The organism is Mycobacteroides chelonae, from assembly GCF_016767715.1.
GTDB lineage: Bacteria > Actinomycetota > Actinomycetes > Mycobacteriales > Mycobacteriaceae > Mycobacterium > Mycobacterium gwanakae.
Genome location: NZ_CP050145.1, coordinates 1,382,763 through 1,400,629 on the forward strand (window position 1 = coordinate 1,382,763; position 17,867 = coordinate 1,400,629).

Here is a 17,867-nt window from a genome sequence, read left to right on the forward strand (position 1 = left end):
GACTTCTGCAGGAGGATCGAACTCGTGGGACAACCGCTCACACCCGGGCAGCCACAGCGCTCGACGTCACCGCGTTCCCCGTTGTCTTCGTCCCTGTCTTTGCCGACGCCACCGCAAGGTTGGCCCATCGGTTCGTACCCGACGTACGCGGAGGCTCAGCGCGCCGTTGACTACTTGTCCGATCAGCAATTCCCGGTCGAAAACGTCACCATCGTCGGCGTGAACTTGATGCAGGTCGAACGGGTGACCGGCCGATTGTCATGGCCCAAGGTGCTCGGCGGGGGCATGCTCAGCGGAGCGTGGCTGGGCCTGTTCATCGGCCTGGTGCTGGGGATGTTCAGCACCAATCTGGCCGGCTCACTCGTCGTGGGACTTACCGTTGGATTGGTGTTCGGATTGGTCACCGCCGCGGTGCCCTACGCGATGACGAGGGGCACAAGGGATTTCGCATCAACCATGCAGCTTGTCGCGGGTCGCTATGACGTGCTGTGTGAGCCGGCGCAGGCAGAAGCCGCGCGTGACATGTTGGCCAAACTAGCTATCTGAGCCTGCTCGGCTGTGAGCCGTATGGCGTTGGCCTGCGGCGTTGCCCGCGCCCCCGATAGTGGGACGCGCGCACCGAACATGTTGCATGTCACCTGGTTTTAGCTCTACGGTTGCCGCGCGGGACGGGTGTGCCCGCCGTACCGGCACACGGAGGTGCCGAGACGCGTCAACGGACCAGGAGGCGGTCGTGTTGGAGTCGTCGGCCGGATGGTTCCGACGGAAGGGTGTGGCGCTGGGCGTCACGTGCCTGACGCTGGCTTCGCTGACGGGATGCGCCCGCTCCGACGACGGCATCGTCATCCGCTTCTACACCCCGGCCAGTGAGGCCGCGACCTTCACGGCTGCTGCGCAACGATGCAATAAGGAACTGGGTGGGCGGTTCACCATCCGGCAGGTGAGCCTTCCGAAGCGCGCCGATGAGCAACGGCTGCAGCTGGCTCGCCGATTGACCGGTAACGACCGCACCCTCGACCTGATGGGCATGGACGTGGTGTGGACCGCGGAGTTCGCCGAAGCGGGTTGGGCGCTACCGCTTTCGGACGATCCGGCGGGTGTCACCGATGCCAACGCCCAGCGCGACACTCTCGCAGGTCCGCTGGCCAGCGCCCGCTGGAAGGACAAGCTGTACGCCGCCCCGTTGAGTACCAACACTCAACTGCTCTGGTACCGCAAGGACTTGGTTCCGGAACCACCCGAGACGTGGGATCAGGCTGTGCAGGAAGCCGAGGGCTTCGCGCGATCTGGCGGACCTAGCTGGATTGCGTTGCAGGGCAAGCAGTACGAGGGCCTGGTGGTGTTGTTCAACACCTTGCTGGTCAGCGCCGGCGGCTCGGTGCTGGGCGATGACGGCAAGCGAGTCACCTTGACCGATACCCCGGAGCATCGCGCCGCCACGGTTACCGCCCTGCGGATCATCAAATCGATCGCGACGGCCGACGGTGCCGACCCCTCGATTACCCAGACCGATGAGGGCACAGCGCGTTTGGCCTTTGAGCAAGGTAAGGCCGCCTTTGAGATCAATTGGCCGTTCGTGATGGCCAGCATGATGGAGAACGCGATCAAGGGTGGAGTTCCGTTCCTGCGTCTGGATCGGCGCCCTGACCTGACCGGTGCGATCGCCGGTGCGGGACGCTTCGAACCGAACGACGAGCAGTTCACGGCCGCGTACGAGGCAGCCAGTGCGGCACTTGGTTTCGCACCCTTCCCGTCGGCGGTCGCGGGGCAGCCCGCCAGGGTCACCATCGGTGGGCTGAACATCGCGGTTGCCAAAACAACGCGCTACAAGGCACAGGCCTTCGAGGCGTTGAACTGCCTGCGCAGCCGCGAGAACCAGAAGGCGACGGCAATCGAGGGCGGCCTGCCCGCGGTGGACGCCTCTCTCTATGACGATCCCGAATTCCAGGCCAAGTATCCCGCGTACGCGATCATCCGAGAGCAGCTCGCCAATGCCGCGGTGCGTCCGGCCTCCCCGTACTACCAAGCCATCTCGACGCGAGTCTCGGCTGCGCTGGCGCCGATCACCGGAATCGATCCCGAGCGCACCGCCGATCTGCTCACCGATCAGGTGCAGAAGGCCGTGGACGGGCGGGGGCTGATCCCATGACCAGTTCGGGTGTCAAAGGGGCCTCGGCGGGGAAGAAGGCCGAGCGGCGTCTCGGTCTCCTGCTCATCGCACCGGCAGCGCTTCTCATGCTCGCGGTTACCGCATACCCCATCTGCTATGCCATCTGGCTCAGCCTGCAGAAGTACAGCCTGGCCAGCCCGCAGGACCGCAAATTGGTGTGGTTCGACAACTACGTCACGGTGCTGACCGACAGATATTGGTGGAGCGCCCTGGTGGTCACGCTTGCGATCACGGTGATTTCGGTGGTCATCGAGCTAGTACTCGGCCTGACCCTCGCGCTGGTGATGCATCGAACGATCTTCGGGAAGGGCCTGGTGCGCACTGCCGTGCTGATTCCCTACGGAATCGTCACCGTCGCAGCGTCTTACAGCTGGTACTACGCGTGGACGCCGGGTACGGGATATCTGGCGAATCTTCTTCCGTCGGGTAGTGCGCCACTGACACAACAGATTCCATCGCTGGCAGTGGTGATCTTGGCGGAGGTGTGGAAGACCACGCCGTTCATGGCTCTGCTGTTGCTGGCCGGCCTGGCGCTAGTCCCCGACGACTTGTTGAAGGCCGCTCAGGTTGACGGTGCCAACGGCTGGAGCAGACTGATCCGCGTCACCATCCCGATCATGAAACCAGCGATTCTCGTGGCGTTGCTGTTCCGAACTTTGGATGCCTTCCGGATTTTCGACAACATCTACGTGCTCACCGGCGGCAGCAACAACACGGGGTCGGTGTCGATCCTGGGTTACGACAACTTGTTCAAGGCCTTCAACGTCGGTCTTGGTTCGGCGATCAGTGTCCTGATCTTCCTGTGTGTGGCCATCATCGCGTTCATCTTCATCAAGGTTTTCGGTGCCGCGGCCCCGACGGCCGATGACGAAGGAGCAAGACGATGAGCCGCACCGCGCCCTCGCGCGCCGCGGGTTGGGTGATCGCCGACGTGTTGGTGCTGTGTTACGCGCTGGTACCGGTGCTGTGGGTGCTGAGCCTGTCACTCAAACCCACCGCGACGGTCAAGGATGGCAAGTTCTTCCCATGGCCGGTGACGCTTGATAACTACCGCAGCATCTTCAGCGGAAACGTGTTCACCTCGGCACTGGTGAACTCCATCGGCATTGGGCTCATCGCGACACTGATCGCCGTCAGCGTGGGCACCATGGCCGCGTACGCGGTGGCGCGACTGGACTTTCCAGGGAAGAAAGCCCTCGTCGGCGCGGCCCTGCTCATCGCGATGTTCCCGCAGATCTCGCTGGTGACGCCGATCTTCAACATCGAGCGCTCGGTCGGCCTGTTCGACACCTGGCCGGGACTGATCATCCCGTACATCACCTTCGCGTTACCCCTGGCCATCTACACACTGTCGGCGTTCTTCCGCGAGATCCCTTGGGAATTGGAGAAGGCCGCCAAGATGGATGGGGCCACACCGGCACAGGCTTTCTGGAAGGTCATCGCGCCGTTGGCCACGCCGGGCATTGTCACGTCCGCGATCCTGGTGTTCATCTTCGCCTGGAACGACCTGCTGCTGGCGATCTCGCTGACAGCCACGGACCGATCCATCACGGCCCCGGTCGCCATCGCGAACTTCACCGGCAGTTCGCAATTCGAGGAGCCCACCGGATCGATTGCCGCGGGTGCCATCGTCATCACGGTGCCGATCATCATCTTCGTGCTCATATTCCAACGACGGATCGTTGCCGGACTGACCTCCGGTGCAGTGAAGGGTTAGCGATGGCTGAGATTGTGCTGGACCAGGTGTCCAAGACGTACGCGGACGGTTCCGCGGCGGTACAGGACGTCAGCCTGAATATCGCCGACGGCGAGTTCATCATCCTGGTCGGGCCCTCGGGGTGCGGTAAGTCCACGACGTTGAACATGATCGCCGGACTCGAGGACATCTCCTCGGGCGAGCTCACGATTGCCGGTGAGCGGGTCAACGAGAAGGCGCCCAAGGATCGCGATATCGCCATGGTGTTTCAGTCGTACGCGTTGTATCCGCATATGACTGTGCGCCAGAACATTGCCTTCCCGTTGACCCTGACCAAGATGAGCAAGGCCGACGTGAACGCAAAGGTCGAAGAGGCCGCGAAGATCCTGGATCTGACCGACTATCTGGATCGCAAGCCCGCCAACCTCTCCGGCGGACAGCGGCAGCGCGTGGCGATGGGCCGGGCGATCGTTCGCAGTCCGAAGGCATTTCTCATGGACGAGCCGTTGTCCAATCTGGATGCCAAGCTGCGGGTGCAGATGCGTACCGAGATAGCGCGGCTGCAAAAGCGGTTGGGCACCACCACCGTCTACGTCACGCATGACCAGACCGAGGCGATGACGCTCGGTGATCGGGTGGTGGTCCTGCGCGCCGGAAAGGTGCAGCAGGTCGGTGCTCCCCAGGAGCTTTACGACACCCCGGCCAACCTGTTCGTCGCCGGTTTCATCGGATCCCCGGCCATGAACTTCTTCCCGGCGAGGCTTACCGATATCGGAGTGCAGCTGCCGTTCGGCGAGGTGACACTCGAGGCGAGCGTCTACGCCAACGTTTCTGCCAAGAAGGCCGGTGTTTTGGGCAGCGACGTGATCGTGGGGATTCGGCCCGAGCAGTTCGAGGACGCCGCGTTGGTCGACACCTACAAGCGGATCACCGGACTGACGCTCACGGTGAATGCCGACATGGTGGAGTCGCTGGGCTCGGACAAGTACGTGCACTTCACCACCGAAGGCGGTGCGGCTCACTCGGACGAGCTGGCCGAACTCGCGCAGGAGGCCGGGGTGGCTGGGGCAGACGAAAACGAATTTGTGGCAAGGCTTTCCGCGGCATCCAAGGTCGTGGAGGGTCAGCCCGTCGAGCTGATCATCGACACCGGCAAGCTGGTGATATTCGATGCCGCATCCGGGGAGAACCTTTCACTGCCCGGCAATGACTCTGCTGGGCAGTGACCGGCCCGGGGATGAGTTCGGACGAGATCGTCCGTCAGGTACGCGCCCATCTGGCCGATCACTTCACGGGTATCGGTGCGGGCGAGCCGGATTCGGCCTCGGTCACCTTTCTCGGAGCTGAGCCCTATGAGCTGCTGCGCTATGGTCCCGATAACGCCGGGGTATCGCATTTCGTCTCGGTGGGAGCTTCGCGCTATCCCATGGCCGACCCGGGGGAGATGCTGACTTCAGAGGAGCTGGGTCCGCGCGCCGAAGTGCTGATCAGTCTGCGCGGCAACGTCTTTCCCGGCCTGGCTCGATCTCTTGCGGTGCTGGCCGCCTCGCCGGCGGTGGAGGGGCTGGTGCTTACCGAGGACGCGCTCGTCGATCTGGGCCAGCCGCTCTGGGACGATCCGGCACGGCAGGCGTACACGGCGGTATTGCTGCAGACCGGCGATATCCCGGATCTGCTGTTGCCCGAACCGCTCTCGCCGGTGCGTTTTCTGGTGGCGGTGCCCATCACGGCCAACGAAGCGGCTTGGGTACGGCTCAAGGGAGCCGATGCGCTGAGGGACGCATGGCTGCAGGCCGATATCGATGTGAAGGACCCGTCGCGCGCCCACGCGCAGCCGAGCTAGCGCGCTACAGCCACCCGTTCTTTCGGAAGTTCCGGTACAGCAGCGTGCACACGACGACCATGACGAGCAGCACGATTGGGTAGGCGGCCGGCTCGGCCAGTTCGGGCATGTGCTCGAAGTTCATGCCGTAGATGCCGGCGAGCATGGTCGGAAACGCGGCGATGCCCACCCACGCGCTGATCTTGCGCATGTCGGTGTTCTGTTGCATGGCCACCTTGCCCAGGGCCGCATTCACCAGGGAGGTGAGCATCTCGTCGTAGCTCCCGATCTGATCGGCGGCGTGGCTCTGATGATCGAGCACGTCACGCAGGTACCGCCGGACTTCCTTGGTGATCAGGTCGTTGTGGTCTTGGGTGAGCTTGCTGAGTGCTCCCGTCAGCGGGCTGATCGCGCGGCGCAACTCCACCACTTCACGTTTGAGCATGTAGATGTGCTCGATATCGGTGCTGGATCGGGGCGAGAAGACGTTCTGCTCCATCGCATCGATATCGGTCTCGACAAGGTCGGAGACCTCCATGTACGAGTCGACCACGCGATCGGCGATGGCGTGCATGACGGCGTACGGGCCCAACCGCATGTGGTCGGGATCGGAATCCATCTGGGCGCGCACCTTCGCCAACCCGCTGTGGTCGCCGTGGCGCACCGTCACCACGAAGTCGCCGCCCACGAAAATCATGATCTCGCCGGTCTCCACGATCTCGCGGGCCGAGGAGATAGATTCGTGTTCAACGTAATTCACGGTCTTGAGAATCAAGAACAAGGTGTCGTCGTACCGCTCGAGCTTCGGACGGTTGTGCGCGTGCACGGCATCCTCGACGGCCAGCCGGTGTAGTCCGAACGGCTGGGCGACCGCCTCCATCTGATGTTCGTCGGGTTCGTGCAGCCCCACCCACACGAACCCGCGGTCCAGCGAGCGCACCTTCTCCAGCGCGGCGGTGGGCGTGTACTTGCCCGGCAGCCGGACTCCGTCGACGTATACGCCACAGTCGACAATGGCGCGGGCGAGAGGGACCGGGATGCGTTTGGCATCGGTCTCGGGTTCACGGCCGCGGATAGGTGAACGCAACGACGACGGATTGACCGACGGAAATCGCGCCATGATGTGGGCTCCCTGCTCGCAACCAATCGTTCTGCGGAACCGTTCCGCGAGATGGTAACCCGCGAGCCTGTGGGACCGCCTGGGACACTGAAATCGTGACATTCGATATTGCGGTGTTCACCTCAGTGTTCATCACCCTGGTCGTCATCATGGATCCCCCGGGTGCGGTACCGGTGTTTTTGTCGCTGACGGGCCGACAGCCCGCCGCCGAACGACATCGTGCCGCCTGGCAGGCGCCGGCGGTCTCGTTGACCGTCATCTCGATGTTCGCGATCGGCGGCCAGGCGATCCTGACCTATCTACATATAGGTGTGCCCGCGCTGCAGGGCGCCGGCGGCCTGCTGCTGCTCATCACGGGCCTATCTCTGTTGATGGGCGGCGCCACCAGCCAGAACGCAGACAGCGGGGTCAACGTGGCGCTTGTCCCGCTGGGCACCCCGCTGATGGCGGGGCCGGGAGCCATCGCGGCGACCATCATCGCGGTCCGTCAGGCGCAGGGGCAGGTGGGCACCTATCTGGCCATCGCCGCCGCGATCCTGTGCGTGCACGTGGTGCTGTATCTGACGCTGAGGTTCTCGACGGTGCTGATCAGGGTGCTGCGGGAGGGCGGGATCATGCTCTTGGCCCGGGTCGCAGGCTTGTTACTGGCTGCCATCGCGGTGCAGATGATCGCCGAGTCGGTGCGCGGATTCGTGGCAGGCGCGTAACGGGCCGCTCACAGTTCCAGAGTCGCCAGGAGTGACTTTCGAGGGGGCCAGTAGTCTCACCGCTGTGACCGCATCCGACGTTGTCGTGACAGATGAAGAGATTTTCGAAGCACATATCGACGGGAAGCTGTCGGTAGAGCTCAAGTCGCCGCTGGACACACAGCGCGCACTGTCGATCGCCTACACCCCGGGTGTTGCGCAGGTATCGCGGGCCATTGCCGCCGACGCCAGCCTGGCCAAGAAGTACACCTGGGCCCATCGCCTGGTCGCGGTGGTCAGCGACGGCAGCGCGGTGCTCGGCCTCGGTGATATCGGTCCTTCGGCGTCGCTGCCCGTCATGGAGGGCAAGAGCGCGTTGTTCAAGACCTTCGCCGGGCTCAACTCCATCCCGATCGTGCTCGACACCAAGGATCCCGACGAGATCGTCGAGACGCTGATCAGGCTGCGCCCCACCTTTGGTGCGGTCAATCTGGAGGACATCTCGGCGCCCCGCTGTTTCGAAATCGAGCGTCGCGTGATCGAGGCGCTGGACTGTCCGGTGATGCACGATGACCAGCACGGCACCGCCATCGTGGTGTTGGCGGCGCTCATGGGAGCATCGCGGGTGTTGGGCCGCGATCAGAAGTCGCTCAAGGTGGTGATCTCCGGTGCGGGCGCGGCCGGCGTCGCATGCGCCAACATCCTGCTGGCCGACGGCATTACCGACGTGACGGTGCTGGACTCGAAGGGCATCGTGCATTCCAGCCGCGATGACCTCAACGAGTTCAAGGCAGACCTTGCCGCACGCACCAACCCGCGCGGTCTCACCGGCGGACAGGCCGAGGCGCTCGCGGGCGCCGATGTGTTCCTGGGTGTTTCGGCAGGAAAGGTCGACGAGTCGCTCATCGCGACCATGGCAGACGAGAGCATCGTCTTCGCGTGCTCCAATCCCGACCCCGAGATTCACCCGCATGTGGCCGCCAAGTACGCCGCGATTGTCGCGACCGGGCGCAGCGACTTCCCGAACCAGATCAACAACGTGCTGGCCTTCCCCGGTGTGTTCCGTGGGGCACTGGACGCCGAGGCCACCAAGATCACCGAGCGGATGAAAGTGGCTGCGGCCGAAGCAATCTTCTCAGTCGTCGAACCTGACCTGGCGCCGAACAAGATTGTGCCGAGTCCGCTCGATCCGCGTGTCGGACCCGCCGTGGCGGCCGCGGTTCAGGCTGTCGCGCACGAGAGCGACTAGCCCTCTAGTCGTCGATGTTCAAGGTTCGCGCGTGCATAGCGGGGCTGCTGGCTGCAGTGTCCGTACTTGCCGCGTGTTCGGACAATCATGGTCCCGCACCGTATTTGACGGTGGTGACCACGAATGACCCGCAGTATCGGGTGCTTGCGCACATCTATGCCGCAGTGGTGAAGGCGACCGGTATCGATACCAAGGTGCGTGAGAGTCCCGATCCGGTAGCCGAACTGGATACCGGTATCGCGAGCGTCGCACCCGGGTTCACTGGGCGGCTGCTGCGGCAGTTCGCGCCACAGCAGCGGGCCAGCGGAGACGAGGAAGTCACGTATAAGGCCATGATCGCCGCGCTGCCCGCAGGTGTCGCGGCCGCCGACTATGGGACGGCAGAGGATCGCCCGGCCATTGCGGTTCCGTCCGGTACAACGAGTGTCTCGGCTAAACCCACGCTTGCCGGGCTCGCGCGGCATTGCGATGAACTGGCGCGTGCCGGGCAGGTGGGGCCGGGGCCCGTTCCCGTCGCGCGCATAGGTTCTTGCTCGACGGGTTATCCGCGTCAATTCCCCAGTACTGGTGAGCTTTTCGCGGCGCTCAAGCGTACAGAGGTGGCGGTGGCCTGGACATCCACCGCCAGCCCGGCCCTTCCGGTCAATGGGGTCACCCTGGTGGACGACGAAAAAAACTGGCTGCCGGCCAACAACGTCGTTCCGCTGTACCGGCGCAATGAACTGTCCGAACCGCAGGTTTTGTCGCTCAACAAGGTCGCCGGCGAGCTGACCACCGGTGACCTGGCGGCGATGACCCGCGAGGTATCCGGCGGTGCGGATCCACAGCGACTAGTGGACACCTGGCTTAACGATCACCAGATTCTGCTGCGCTAGCTGGCGGTGATGTGCTGGCTCGCGATAACAGTGGCGAGCCTCGTTACGTGATCTATGACCTGTGTTTCGGTGAGAATGATTGCGCCCGAGTGCCATTCGCTCATCATGCCGGTGAAACCGTTGAGGCCGATGGTGACGTCGACGCGGAATGCGTCGGCGTCGGCGTCTGGGCGCAGATATGGACGGCCGGTGTCGATCATGAGTTCAACCAGCTCCCGCTGCGATGCTTGTCTCTTCTTCTCGAGTGCGGGACATCCCGTGTGGTTGCCCAGCAGTACTTGTGCACGGGGGAAGTCATCCGCGACCCATGTGACGAGAACGTGCAGCGCCCGATTGAGGGTCTCCAGGGGTGGACGAGCGGGATCTCCAACAAGAACCTCCACAACGGCGGCGAGCAGTTCGGATCGGATGCCCTCCCACACCGCGACCAGCAGCTCGTCTCTATCGGAGAAGTCCTCGTAGAAATATCGGGTGTTCAGGGTGGTGTGCGCACAGACTTTGCGCATCGTCACCGCTGCCCAGCCGGACTCGCGCCAGATGTCCAAGGCGGCGCAGACGAACCGTGAACGGCGCTCTTGACGTCGTTCGGCGTGCGTTTGACCGCCGTAGAGGTCGGACGTGCGGCGCATCTGTCGATGATCGCAAATCTCGGCGATTCCTTGAAAACTTTGACGATAGACGCTCTAATGTAAATGATCTCATGTGAGATCAGATGATCTGGGATCTCGGGTCTGGCATATCGGAGAGGTGGAGACAATGACGTCTGCAGCGGTTCGCACTGTGGAGACCGGGGTGGTGAAGGGCGACAAGCCACTGCTTGTCTCGGGCGCGCCGGCAACCCGACTCAACGGTCTGCTGATGACATTCGAGGTGGCGCGGTATGGACTGGATCCCGACCAAGGCTTGGTTCGTCGGATCGCGGGACGTGACATCACCCGATGGCGTTGCGGAAATAGGAACTTCGTGGGCCTAACCCATCCCGACTACATCGATCACGTCTTTCACGCCGGGAGGCTTAACTACCACAAGTCGTTCGAGTTTGAGTTACTGCGTGCCCTGCTTGGCCTGAATCTTTTTACAGACGAGGAAGAGTCCTGGCAGTGGCATCGAACGCTGCTTAATCCGATGTTCGCTAAACGCAGGCTAAATGGTCTGGTCGACCTGATGATTGAGCCGATCGAGGAGATGGTGGCTGAAATTGATTCGCAGGGTGACGGACCCATCGAAATGAGCCTGTCGGATGCAATGGTGCGACTCACGCTCAACATCGTGGGAAACGCTTTATTCGGTAGGCAATTCGGTGCTATCTCCGATGCGATGTCAGACAAAGTGACCGCAGGTCTGCGGTTCGGTGTCAAGTTCTTGCGGCTGTTCCTCATTGCAGAGCCGCCTCGATGGTTGTTCCGTACGGTGATGCGGGGAGCGTTCTTGCCGGTACCGCTCCCTTGGCCGTTCAGGCACGTGCAGGTGGTCGCGAAAACACTGGACAAGGCGGTCTGGGACTTGGTGCGCGATCGCAAGGCTAATCCCATCGATGGGGTTGACCTTTTGAATTACATGCTCACGACTGAGGCTGAGGACGGTAAGCCTTTGTCGGACAAGCGAGTCCGTGATGAGTCAATAACGTTCATGTTGGCGGGACACGAGACGACGGCCAATGCGCTGTCTTGGATGTGGTACTTGCTGGCATTGAATACCAACGCCCGCGATCGGATGCTTGCCGAGATAGATCAGGTTCTGCAGGGGCGAACTCCGGGAGCGGATGACCTGTCGAAGTTGCCGTGGACGACTGCATGTTTCTTGGAGGCGATGCGTTACTACAGTCCGGCGTGGATTGTTCCGCGGGTGGCAGTGAAGGACGACGTTATCGGTGGTCATCGAATTCGAAAGGGCACCACAATAATTATGCCCGGGCATCTGGTGCACCATGACGAGCGATGGTGGGCCGACCCAGACGAGTTCGACCCGTCGCGATTCTTGCCAGGTGAGGGCAAGGATCGGCCCCGTAGTGCGTATATGCCCTTTGGGGGCGGTAAACGCATATGCATCGGCCAGAGTTTCGCAACGATGGAGTCGGTGTTGGTGACGGCGATCTTGAGTCAGCACTTCGTGTTTGATCTGAAGCCGGGCCATCCCGTCGATCCCGAAGGCACCCTGACGTTGCGCCCGCGCCATGGCCTACAGGCCATCGCCCGGCGGAGACACGTGGCATGAAGATTCCGCAACGCGTCGTGATAACCGGTGCCGCTAGTGGTATCGGCACTGCCACCGTGCAACATTACGCACGCGCGGGCACCGAGGTGATCGGCCTGGATATCAACGAGGACGCCCTGCAGGCTGCCGCGGGCGCCGCTCGGCATGGTGGTGGCCGGGTATTCGGATATGCCTGCGATGTGGCGGATTTGGGGTCGGTCGAGGAAGCCTCCGCCCGTATCAAGGCCGAACACGGTCCCGTTGACATCCTCGTTAACAACGCGGGCGTGGGCGTGGGGGGTGACTTTCTGGAAACCACACATGAAGACTGGATCTGGCTACGGTCCATCAATTACGACGGGGTTGCGCATGGCTGTAGGGCGTTTGGACCCGACATGGTGGCGCGTGGGAGCGGTCACGTGGTCAATGTGGCCTCCGGGGCCGGCTATATCCCGACGCGGCGGATGGCGTCGTATTGCGCGTCCAAGGCTGCGGTCATCATGTTTTCTCGATGCCTGCGGGCGGACTGGGCGGGGCGTGGTGTGGGAGTCAGCGTCATCTGTCCGGGCGTAATCAAAACGCCCATTCTGGAGCACACCCGCCTACGCGGCGCCATCGGTGCTGAAAAGGAGCTGATGGAAAAGGGATTCAAACTCGGGCACCCCCCAGATGCGGTGGCCAAAGCCATTGCTCGTGCCGCCCGGCACAACTTGGCACTTGTTCCCGTGGGCGTGGAATCACGGCTCGCCTACCACGCACTCCGTGCCCTGCCGGCTTCGGTCGGCAACCTACTTGCCCGCGTATGACTCACTCGAGAACTGGAGCCTTCATGACAACCGCTGTCGACAACGATGGTTTGGCCACCACCACCCGGTCATCGGCTCAGCCGGCGGCAAAGCGCCCGCGACCCGATCACCTCATTATCATCATCGGTGCCGGTTTCTCGGGTATAGGAACAGCAATAGCACTGCAAAACAACGGGTTCCGAGATGTTCTACTGATCGATGAGGCCGACGGCGTCGGTGGAACATGGCATTGGAACACCTACCCGGGCATCGCGGTCGACATCCCGTCGTTCAGCTACCAGTTCTCCTTCGAGAAGCAACGTGATTGGTCACGTAGCTACGCGCCCGGCCGCGAGCTGAAGGCGTATGCCGAGCACTGTGTCAAGAAATACGTACTGGCCGAAAAGATTCGGTTCAACACCACGGTCACCGGCGCGGTGTTCGACGAACAGGAGTGCCTGTGGACTGTCAGCACCGCCACAGGAGAACAGTTGACGGCACGGTTTCTCATCAACGCGTGCGGCGTACTCACTCGCCCGGTGTATCCGGAGATCGACGGCATCGAGGACTTCGAGGGCCAGAGAATGCATACCGCCCGTTGGGACCGCACCCAGAACCTGGCCGGAAAGCGGGTGGGCATCATAGGAACCGGTGCCTCGGCGGTTCAGATAATCCCCGCTATCGCTCCCGAAGTAGAGCATCTCACCGTGTTTCAGAGAACCCCCATTTGGTGCCTGCCCAAGCCCGATTTCTCATTGCGCGGCAGCCTATCTCGATTGATCACCCGTCTACCCGGCGGCTTACAAGCCACCAGGCTGGCGAGTCAGGCATTCGTGGAAGCCACTTTTCCGATCCCGGCGCACTATCACGGGGCAATACCCGGTATGTCGCCCGTCGTGGAATCCCTAGCGCGCAGGTTTCTACATAGCCAGGTTCGGGACCCGGAAACCCGTGACAAGCTCACGCCGCGGTATGGATTGGGTTGCAAGCGGCCAAGTTTTCACAACGGGTATCTCGCGACTTTCAACCGCGACAACGTCACGCTCGAAACTGGCCCCATTGTCCGGGTCGGCGCCCACACGGTCCATGTATCCGGTGGTGCCGAGCATGAACTGGATGTGCTCATCCTCGCGACCGGTTTCAAGGTGATGGACCCGGGCAATATGCCGACCTACGACCTGACCGGACGTGACGGTATTACCCAGCAGGCCTACTGGGATACGCACCGCCTCCATGCCTATGAGGGGGTGAGTGTGCCCGGATTCCCCAACCATTTCTCGATCATGGGGCCGTACGGCTACAACGGGTCATCGTATTTCGCGCTGATCGAAGCACAATCCACCCATATCGCTCGCTGTCTGTTGCGCGCACGCAAGCTCGACGCGAACTATGTCGAAGTCACCCAACGCGCCAATGACCGTTTCTTCGCGGAAATGCTCAGGCGCAGACGCCGTCAGATCTTCTGGCAAGACAGCTGCGCGCATTCCAACAGCTACTACTTCGACAAAAATGGCGATGCGCCGTTGCGTCCGACCACGACGTTGGAATCCGCCTGGCGCAGTCGCACATTCAACCTCGACGACTATCGATTCGAGTCCGCGGCCCCGGCGGTTGCGGAAGGCTGAGAATTGCTGTCAGTGAGGGGCCCGCAGCCCAAGCTCGCTGACCTGGGGTGACGCCGTCGGCAATCAGATTGTGACTTGACCCGGTTATTTGACACGTGGTACCTAAATGTTCATTATGGCGATCCCTCTGGGCCCCAATGTTGCGGCCACAGCACCCGTACGTGGCACTGAGCTGTACCCGGGCGACCTGCCCGGATTGCGGCTCCCGAACGGCGTGGAGGGCTGGGCGCGGCCCGAGCTGGCCTCCGTGGTCCGAACCTTCGAGTGGATGTTCACCAAGTATCGCCTCGGCGGCGGTGGCCTCTGCGTCTACGTCGACGGTGAACCGGCATTGGACATCTGGGCCGGTGCGGCTGCTGCCGGGCAGGGCTGGACACGTGACACCGGAGCGCTTGTGTTCTCGGCGTCGAAGGGTATCGCGGCCACCGTCATTCACCGCCTGGTCGACCGGGGCCTACTCGCCTATGACGCCCCGGTTGCGCGTTACTGGCCGGAGTTCGGAGCCAACGGTAAGTCGTCGATCACCGTGCGTCAGGTTCTCGATCACCGCGCCGGACTGTCCCGGTTGGACGGGATCGCGCGCCATGCAGAGGACGTCACCGACCACGAGCTCATGGAACAGCGTCTGGCCGCGGCGCCGGTCGACAAGTTCTACGGCAAACGCGCGTATCACGCACTCACCTTCGGGTGGCTGCTTGCGGGCCTGGCCCGGTCGGTCACCGGCAAGGACATGCGTGAGCTGTTTCGTACCGAGATCGCCGAGCCGCTCGGAGTCGAGGGGATACACCTCGGACGTCCGCCACGGACCTCGTCGACCAAGGCCGCCTCGATGTACCCATTCCTGGATCCGGTGGCGACCCGGCCCGTGGTGGGCCGCGTGCTGCCGACAGTCATCCGTGCCATCGATCGTCTTCCCGGTTTCGAGGGTGCGATCGGCACGATGTACGAGCCCGGAATGGAGCGGATCCTCGCCGATGACGGCACCCTGAGTTCAGCGCTGTACGACATGCAGGCACCGGCGGCCAACGCGGTCGCGACGGCACCGGCGCTCGCCAAGATGTACGCCGCCCTGGCGGGCGGTGGCACTGTCGAGGGCCGCGATTTCCTTTCTCCGGAAACTGTTGCCGGGCTTGCTCGTAGGATCAATCTGAGCATCGACCGCACCATCGTGTTCCCCATGGGCATGCACCTGGGATACATGTCGCTGCCTATGAATGGATTCCGCGGCGGCTTCGGCCACATCGGGCTCGGTGGCTCGATGGGATGGGCCGACCCTAAGCGCAAGATCGCTGTGGGCCTTGCGCATAACCGGCTGCCGCTGACCATGGCTCTCGACCAGATCTCGTTTGCGTTCTTGTGGCCGCAGATCGTCAAGGCCGTCGGCTGACATCGTGAAGTGCCCCCAATCGTCGCGGGTCGATTGGGTATCTGTCCTGACATCTGATTCATCACCCTTGTCTTGACGCCAAGTACCTGGTACTCACTGTTACTTATGGCACAACCTCACGGCCTCGATGACGCGGTCCCGGAATCACCGCTACCCGCCCCCTTCGCCTATCCGCCGCTGGAACGCGGTGTGGAGCTGCCGCCGGGGGTGAACGGCTGGGCGCGCCCCGAGTTCCGAGGGGTGGTGCGCGTTTTCTCGCTTGCCTTCACCCGGTACCGCGTGGGCGGTGGCGCGATCTGTGTGTACGTGGACGGCGAGCCCGTACTGGATCTGTGGGCCGGTCAGGCGCAGAAGGGGCAGGTCTGGACGCGGGATACGGCGCCGGTGATCTTCTCGGCGTCCAAGGGGGTTACCGCCACGATCATCCACAAGCTGGTGGACCGCGGACTGCTTGAGTACAACGCCCCGGTCGCCCGGTACTGGCCCGAGTTCGCCGCCCACGGTAAGGGTGCGATCACGGTCGACGAAATCCTGTCGCATACGGCAGGGTTGTCGCGGCTGACGGGTATTGCGCACAACTACGAGGAGATGTTCGACCCGGATCTGATGGCCGACCGGTTGGCCGCAGCGCCCGTCGACAGATATTTCGGCAAGCCCGCCTACCATGCGTTGTCCATCGGCTGGCTCATGGGACGGCTCGCCAAGGCCGTCACCGGTAAGGACCTCGAGGAGCTGTACCGCACCGAACTGGCCGAGCCGCTAGGGGTCGACGGTATCCACATGGGTAGGCCGCCCAAAGGTGCGCCCTCCGAATCAGCTGCGCTCACACCGCATTTGGATAGGGTCGCACGGTCCGGCTTTATCCGTCGGACGGCTCCGCCGGTCATGGGGATGCTCGACAGGATGCCCGGGGCCAAGGGCGCGGCCTCCACGCTGTACCAACCGGGCGCCGAGATGCTGCTTGCCGACGACGGGCATGCGAGTGCTCCCGTGATGGATCTGCGGTGCGGTGCCGGCAGTGCCTGCTGTACCGCACCCGCGTTGGCCAAGCTTTACGCGGCCCTGGCGGGCGACGGCAGCGTTGACGGAACGCGATTGCTCTCGCCCGATGTCACCAAGGGTCTCGGACGTAAGAACAGCTACCAGATAGACCACACGCTCGGGATACCGATGGGCTGGCACCGCGGGTATCACTCCCTGGTGGCGCCGGTGATAGGTGGCGGCTTCGGGCATATTGGTGCGGGTGGCTCCTTCGGCTGGGCCGATCAGAAGCGCAAGATCTCGGTTGCCATCGTGCACAACAGGCTGCCGACCACGATGGTCTTTGACCAGACCATCATCGGCACCTTCTTGCCGTCGATCATCCGCGCGGCGCGCTAGCGCGACGCGGATGATCGACTCGGGTCGTTACTTCCCGGGCTTGGGCATGATGAAGCCCGTCACCAGCGAGAAGATGTCCTGGTAGCGGGAGCCGGTCACGCGAACGACCAGGTCAAGGATCTTGGCATCGGGCCCGACGAGCACCCGTGGCTTCTTCTTGCGGACGGCGGTCAGGATGATGCGGGCCGCGGCCTCGGGGCTGGTGTTCGCGAGGTACTTGTCGAACATCGCGGCCATCGCCTGCTGGTCGTAACCCTCCGCGGTGGTGGAGTTGCGTGCGATGGCGGTCTTGATGCCACCGGGGTGCACACAGGTGACCGCGACCGGCTTCTTGCCGATGATCATCTCCTGGCGCAGTGATTCGGTGAAGCCGCGCACCGCGAACTTGGCTGAGTTGTAAGCACTTTGGCCTGGCATGGACAGCACGCCGAACAGGCTGGAGACGTTGACGACGTGACCGTCGCCGGAGGCGATCAGGTGTGGCAGGAAGGCCTTGGTGCCGTTGACCACGCCCCAGAAGTCGACGTCGATGATCCGCTCGATGTCCTTGAACTGGCTTTCTTCCACCTCGCCCTGGTAGGCGATGCCGGCGTTGTTGTAGATCTGGTTGACCTTGCCGAAGTGCTCCTTGATGGCGTCGGCGTAGAGCAGGAAGGCTTCGCGCTCAACGACATTGAGGCGATCGGCGCGAACCTCCGCGCCCAGGGCCTTGACCTGGCGTTCGGTCTCTGCGAGGCCTTCGGCATCGACATCGCTGATGGCCACCTTGGCGCCCGAGCGCGCGAGTTCCACCGCCAGTGCACGTCCGATTCCCGAACCCGCACCGGTCACCACGGCCACCTTGCCGCTGAAGCCTTCCATAGATGTCTCCTTGTTAGA

17 protein-coding genes are annotated in these 17,867 nt (G+C 62.9%); 14 read left to right on the top strand and 3 right to left on the bottom strand.

Going from position 1 to position 17,867, the window contains the following annotated elements; genetic code table 11:
* Positions 1–24 precede the first annotated feature (24 nt).
* The 6 genes from HBA99_RS06910 to HBA99_RS06935 all read left to right on the top strand — a co-directional run bounded on the left by HBA99_RS06910 (position 25) and on the right by HBA99_RS06935 (position 5,709).
* Complete coding sequence (locus tag HBA99_RS06910; protein WP_030094813.1) at positions 25–546, top strand: YflT domain-containing protein; 522 nt, start codon at positions 25–27, stop codon at positions 544–546.
* A gap of 187 nt (positions 547–733) precedes the next feature.
* A complete protein-coding gene (locus HBA99_RS06915; RefSeq protein WP_070951347.1) occupies positions 734–2,149 on the top strand; it encodes an ABC transporter substrate-binding protein in 1,416 nt (471 codons plus the stop codon).
* Complete coding sequence (locus tag HBA99_RS06920) at positions 2,146–3,057, top strand: carbohydrate ABC transporter permease (protein ID WP_046252920.1); 912 nt, start codon at positions 2,146–2,148, stop codon at positions 3,055–3,057. The genes HBA99_RS06915 and HBA99_RS06920 overlap by 4 nt, the downstream gene beginning before the upstream one ends.
* A complete protein-coding gene (locus HBA99_RS06925) occupies positions 3,054–3,887 on the top strand; it encodes a carbohydrate ABC transporter permease (RefSeq protein WP_046252921.1) in 834 nt (277 codons plus the stop codon). Before HBA99_RS06920 ends, HBA99_RS06925 begins: the two co-directional genes overlap by 4 nt.
* A 2-nt stretch (positions 3,888–3,889) precedes the next feature.
* The gene (locus HBA99_RS06930; protein ID WP_070951346.1) at positions 3,890–5,092 is read left to right on the top strand and encodes an ABC transporter ATP-binding protein; all 1,203 of its coding nucleotides are present in this window, start codon (positions 3,890–3,892) and stop codon (positions 5,090–5,092) included.
* A gap of 11 nt (positions 5,093–5,103) precedes the next feature.
* Positions 5,104–5,709 (top strand): suppressor of fused domain protein, encoded by a 606-nt coding sequence (locus tag HBA99_RS06935; protein ID WP_070951345.1) that lies wholly within the window; start codon positions 5,104–5,106, stop codon positions 5,707–5,709.
* 4 nt (positions 5,710–5,713) lie between these two features.
* Here HBA99_RS06935 and corA read toward each other — a convergent pair whose 3' ends face one another.
* The gene (gene corA, locus HBA99_RS06940) at positions 5,714–6,808 is read right to left on the bottom strand and encodes a magnesium/cobalt transporter CorA (RefSeq protein ID WP_030094819.1); all 1,095 of its coding nucleotides are present in this window, start codon (positions 6,806–6,808) and stop codon (positions 5,714–5,716) included.
* A 95-nt stretch (positions 6,809–6,903) separates the two neighbouring features.
* Here corA and HBA99_RS06945 point away from each other — a divergent pair, with 95 nt between their 5' ends.
* The 3 genes from HBA99_RS06945 to HBA99_RS06955 all read left to right on the top strand — a co-directional run bounded on the left by HBA99_RS06945 (position 6,904) and on the right by HBA99_RS06955 (position 9,618).
* Positions 6,904–7,515 carry a MarC family protein gene (locus HBA99_RS06945; RefSeq protein ID WP_030094820.1) on the top strand — a complete coding sequence of 204 codons (612 nt, stop codon included), beginning with the start codon at positions 6,904–6,906 and terminating at the stop codon, positions 7,513–7,515.
* Between the two features lie 64 nt (positions 7,516–7,579).
* Positions 7,580–8,743 carry an NAD(P)-dependent malic enzyme gene (locus HBA99_RS06950; protein ID WP_044104280.1) on the top strand — a complete coding sequence of 388 codons (1,164 nt, stop codon included), beginning with the start codon at positions 7,580–7,582 and terminating at the stop codon, positions 8,741–8,743.
* A gap of 110 nt (positions 8,744–8,853) precedes the next feature.
* Positions 8,854–9,618 carry a glycine betaine ABC transporter substrate-binding protein gene (locus HBA99_RS06955; RefSeq protein ID WP_234798039.1) on the top strand — a complete coding sequence of 255 codons (765 nt, stop codon included), beginning with the start codon at positions 8,854–8,856 and terminating at the stop codon, positions 9,616–9,618.
* On the opposite strand, the gene HBA99_RS06960 is transcribed toward HBA99_RS06955, so the two are convergent.
* Positions 9,615–10,247: a TetR/AcrR family transcriptional regulator gene (locus tag HBA99_RS06960; protein ID WP_070951343.1), complete on the bottom strand. Its 633-nt coding sequence runs from the start codon at positions 10,245–10,247 to the stop codon at positions 9,615–9,617. The two genes, HBA99_RS06955 and HBA99_RS06960, sit on opposite strands and share 4 nt — an antisense overlap.
* A gap of 127 nt (positions 10,248–10,374) precedes the next feature.
* Here HBA99_RS06960 and HBA99_RS06965 point away from each other — a divergent pair, with 127 nt between their 5' ends.
* From HBA99_RS06965 to HBA99_RS06985, 5 genes are all read left to right on the top strand, one after another.
* A complete protein-coding gene (locus HBA99_RS06965) occupies positions 10,375–11,832 on the top strand; it encodes a cytochrome P450 (RefSeq protein WP_078343073.1) in 1,458 nt (485 codons plus the stop codon).
* On the top strand, positions 11,829–12,617 hold the full coding sequence (locus tag HBA99_RS06970; protein ID WP_070918320.1) for an SDR family NAD(P)-dependent oxidoreductase: 789 nt from the start codon (positions 11,829–11,831) through the stop codon (positions 12,615–12,617). Before HBA99_RS06965 ends, HBA99_RS06970 begins: the two co-directional genes overlap by 4 nt.
* Positions 12,618–12,640: 23 nt before the next feature.
* Entirely contained in the window at positions 12,641–14,221 is a 1,581-nt protein-coding gene (locus HBA99_RS06975; protein WP_081347587.1) for a flavin-containing monooxygenase, read from the top strand.
* A 115-nt stretch (positions 14,222–14,336) separates the two neighbouring features.
* Positions 14,337–15,608 (top strand): serine hydrolase domain-containing protein, encoded by a 1,272-nt coding sequence (locus HBA99_RS06980; protein WP_070952304.1) that lies wholly within the window; start codon positions 14,337–14,339, stop codon positions 15,606–15,608.
* A gap of 105 nt (positions 15,609–15,713) precedes the next feature.
* A complete protein-coding gene (locus HBA99_RS06985) occupies positions 15,714–16,988 on the top strand; it encodes a serine hydrolase domain-containing protein (RefSeq protein WP_070951342.1) in 1,275 nt (424 codons plus the stop codon).
* A 27-nt stretch (positions 16,989–17,015) separates the two neighbouring features.
* Here the strand turns inward: HBA99_RS06985 and HBA99_RS06990 are convergent, their stop codons facing one another.
* On the bottom strand, positions 17,016–17,849 hold the full coding sequence (locus HBA99_RS06990) for an SDR family NAD(P)-dependent oxidoreductase (protein ID WP_046252928.1): 834 nt from the start codon (positions 17,847–17,849) through the stop codon (positions 17,016–17,018).
* Between the last annotated feature and the right edge of the window lie 18 nt (positions 17,850–17,867).

Coding starts and splice junctions, on each gene's coding strand:
- HBA99_RS06920 (WP_046252920.1), top strand. CDS start 2,146: ATGACCAGTTCGGGTGTCAAAGGGGCCTCGGCGGGGAAGAAGGCCGAG.
- HBA99_RS06925 (WP_046252921.1), top strand. CDS start 3,054: ATGAGCCGCACCGCGCCCTCGCGCGCCGCGGGTTGGGTGATCGCCGAC.
- HBA99_RS06930 (WP_070951346.1), top strand. CDS start 3,890: ATGGCTGAGATTGTGCTGGACCAGGTGTCCAAGACGTACGCGGACGGT.
- HBA99_RS06935 (WP_070951345.1), top strand. CDS start 5,104: ATGAGTTCGGACGAGATCGTCCGTCAGGTACGCGCCCATCTGGCCGAT.
- corA (WP_030094819.1), bottom strand. CDS start 6,808: ATGGCGCGATTTCCGTCGGTCAATCCGTCGTCGTTGCGTTCACCTATC.
- HBA99_RS06960 (WP_070951343.1), bottom strand. CDS start 10,247: ATGCGCCGCACGTCCGACCTCTACGGCGGTCAAACGCACGCCGAACGA.
- HBA99_RS06965 (WP_078343073.1), top strand. CDS start 10,375: ATGACGTCTGCAGCGGTTCGCACTGTGGAGACCGGGGTGGTGAAGGGC.
- HBA99_RS06970 (WP_070918320.1), top strand. CDS start 11,829: ATGAAGATTCCGCAACGCGTCGTGATAACCGGTGCCGCTAGTGGTATC.
- HBA99_RS06975 (WP_081347587.1), top strand. CDS start 12,641: ATGACAACCGCTGTCGACAACGATGGTTTGGCCACCACCACCCGGTCA.
- HBA99_RS06980 (WP_070952304.1), top strand. CDS start 14,337: ATGGCGATCCCTCTGGGCCCCAATGTTGCGGCCACAGCACCCGTACGT.
- HBA99_RS06985 (WP_070951342.1), top strand. CDS start 15,714: ATGGCACAACCTCACGGCCTCGATGACGCGGTCCCGGAATCACCGCTA.
- HBA99_RS06990 (WP_046252928.1), bottom strand. CDS start 17,849: ATGGAAGGCTTCAGCGGCAAGGTGGCCGTGGTGACCGGTGCGGGTTCG.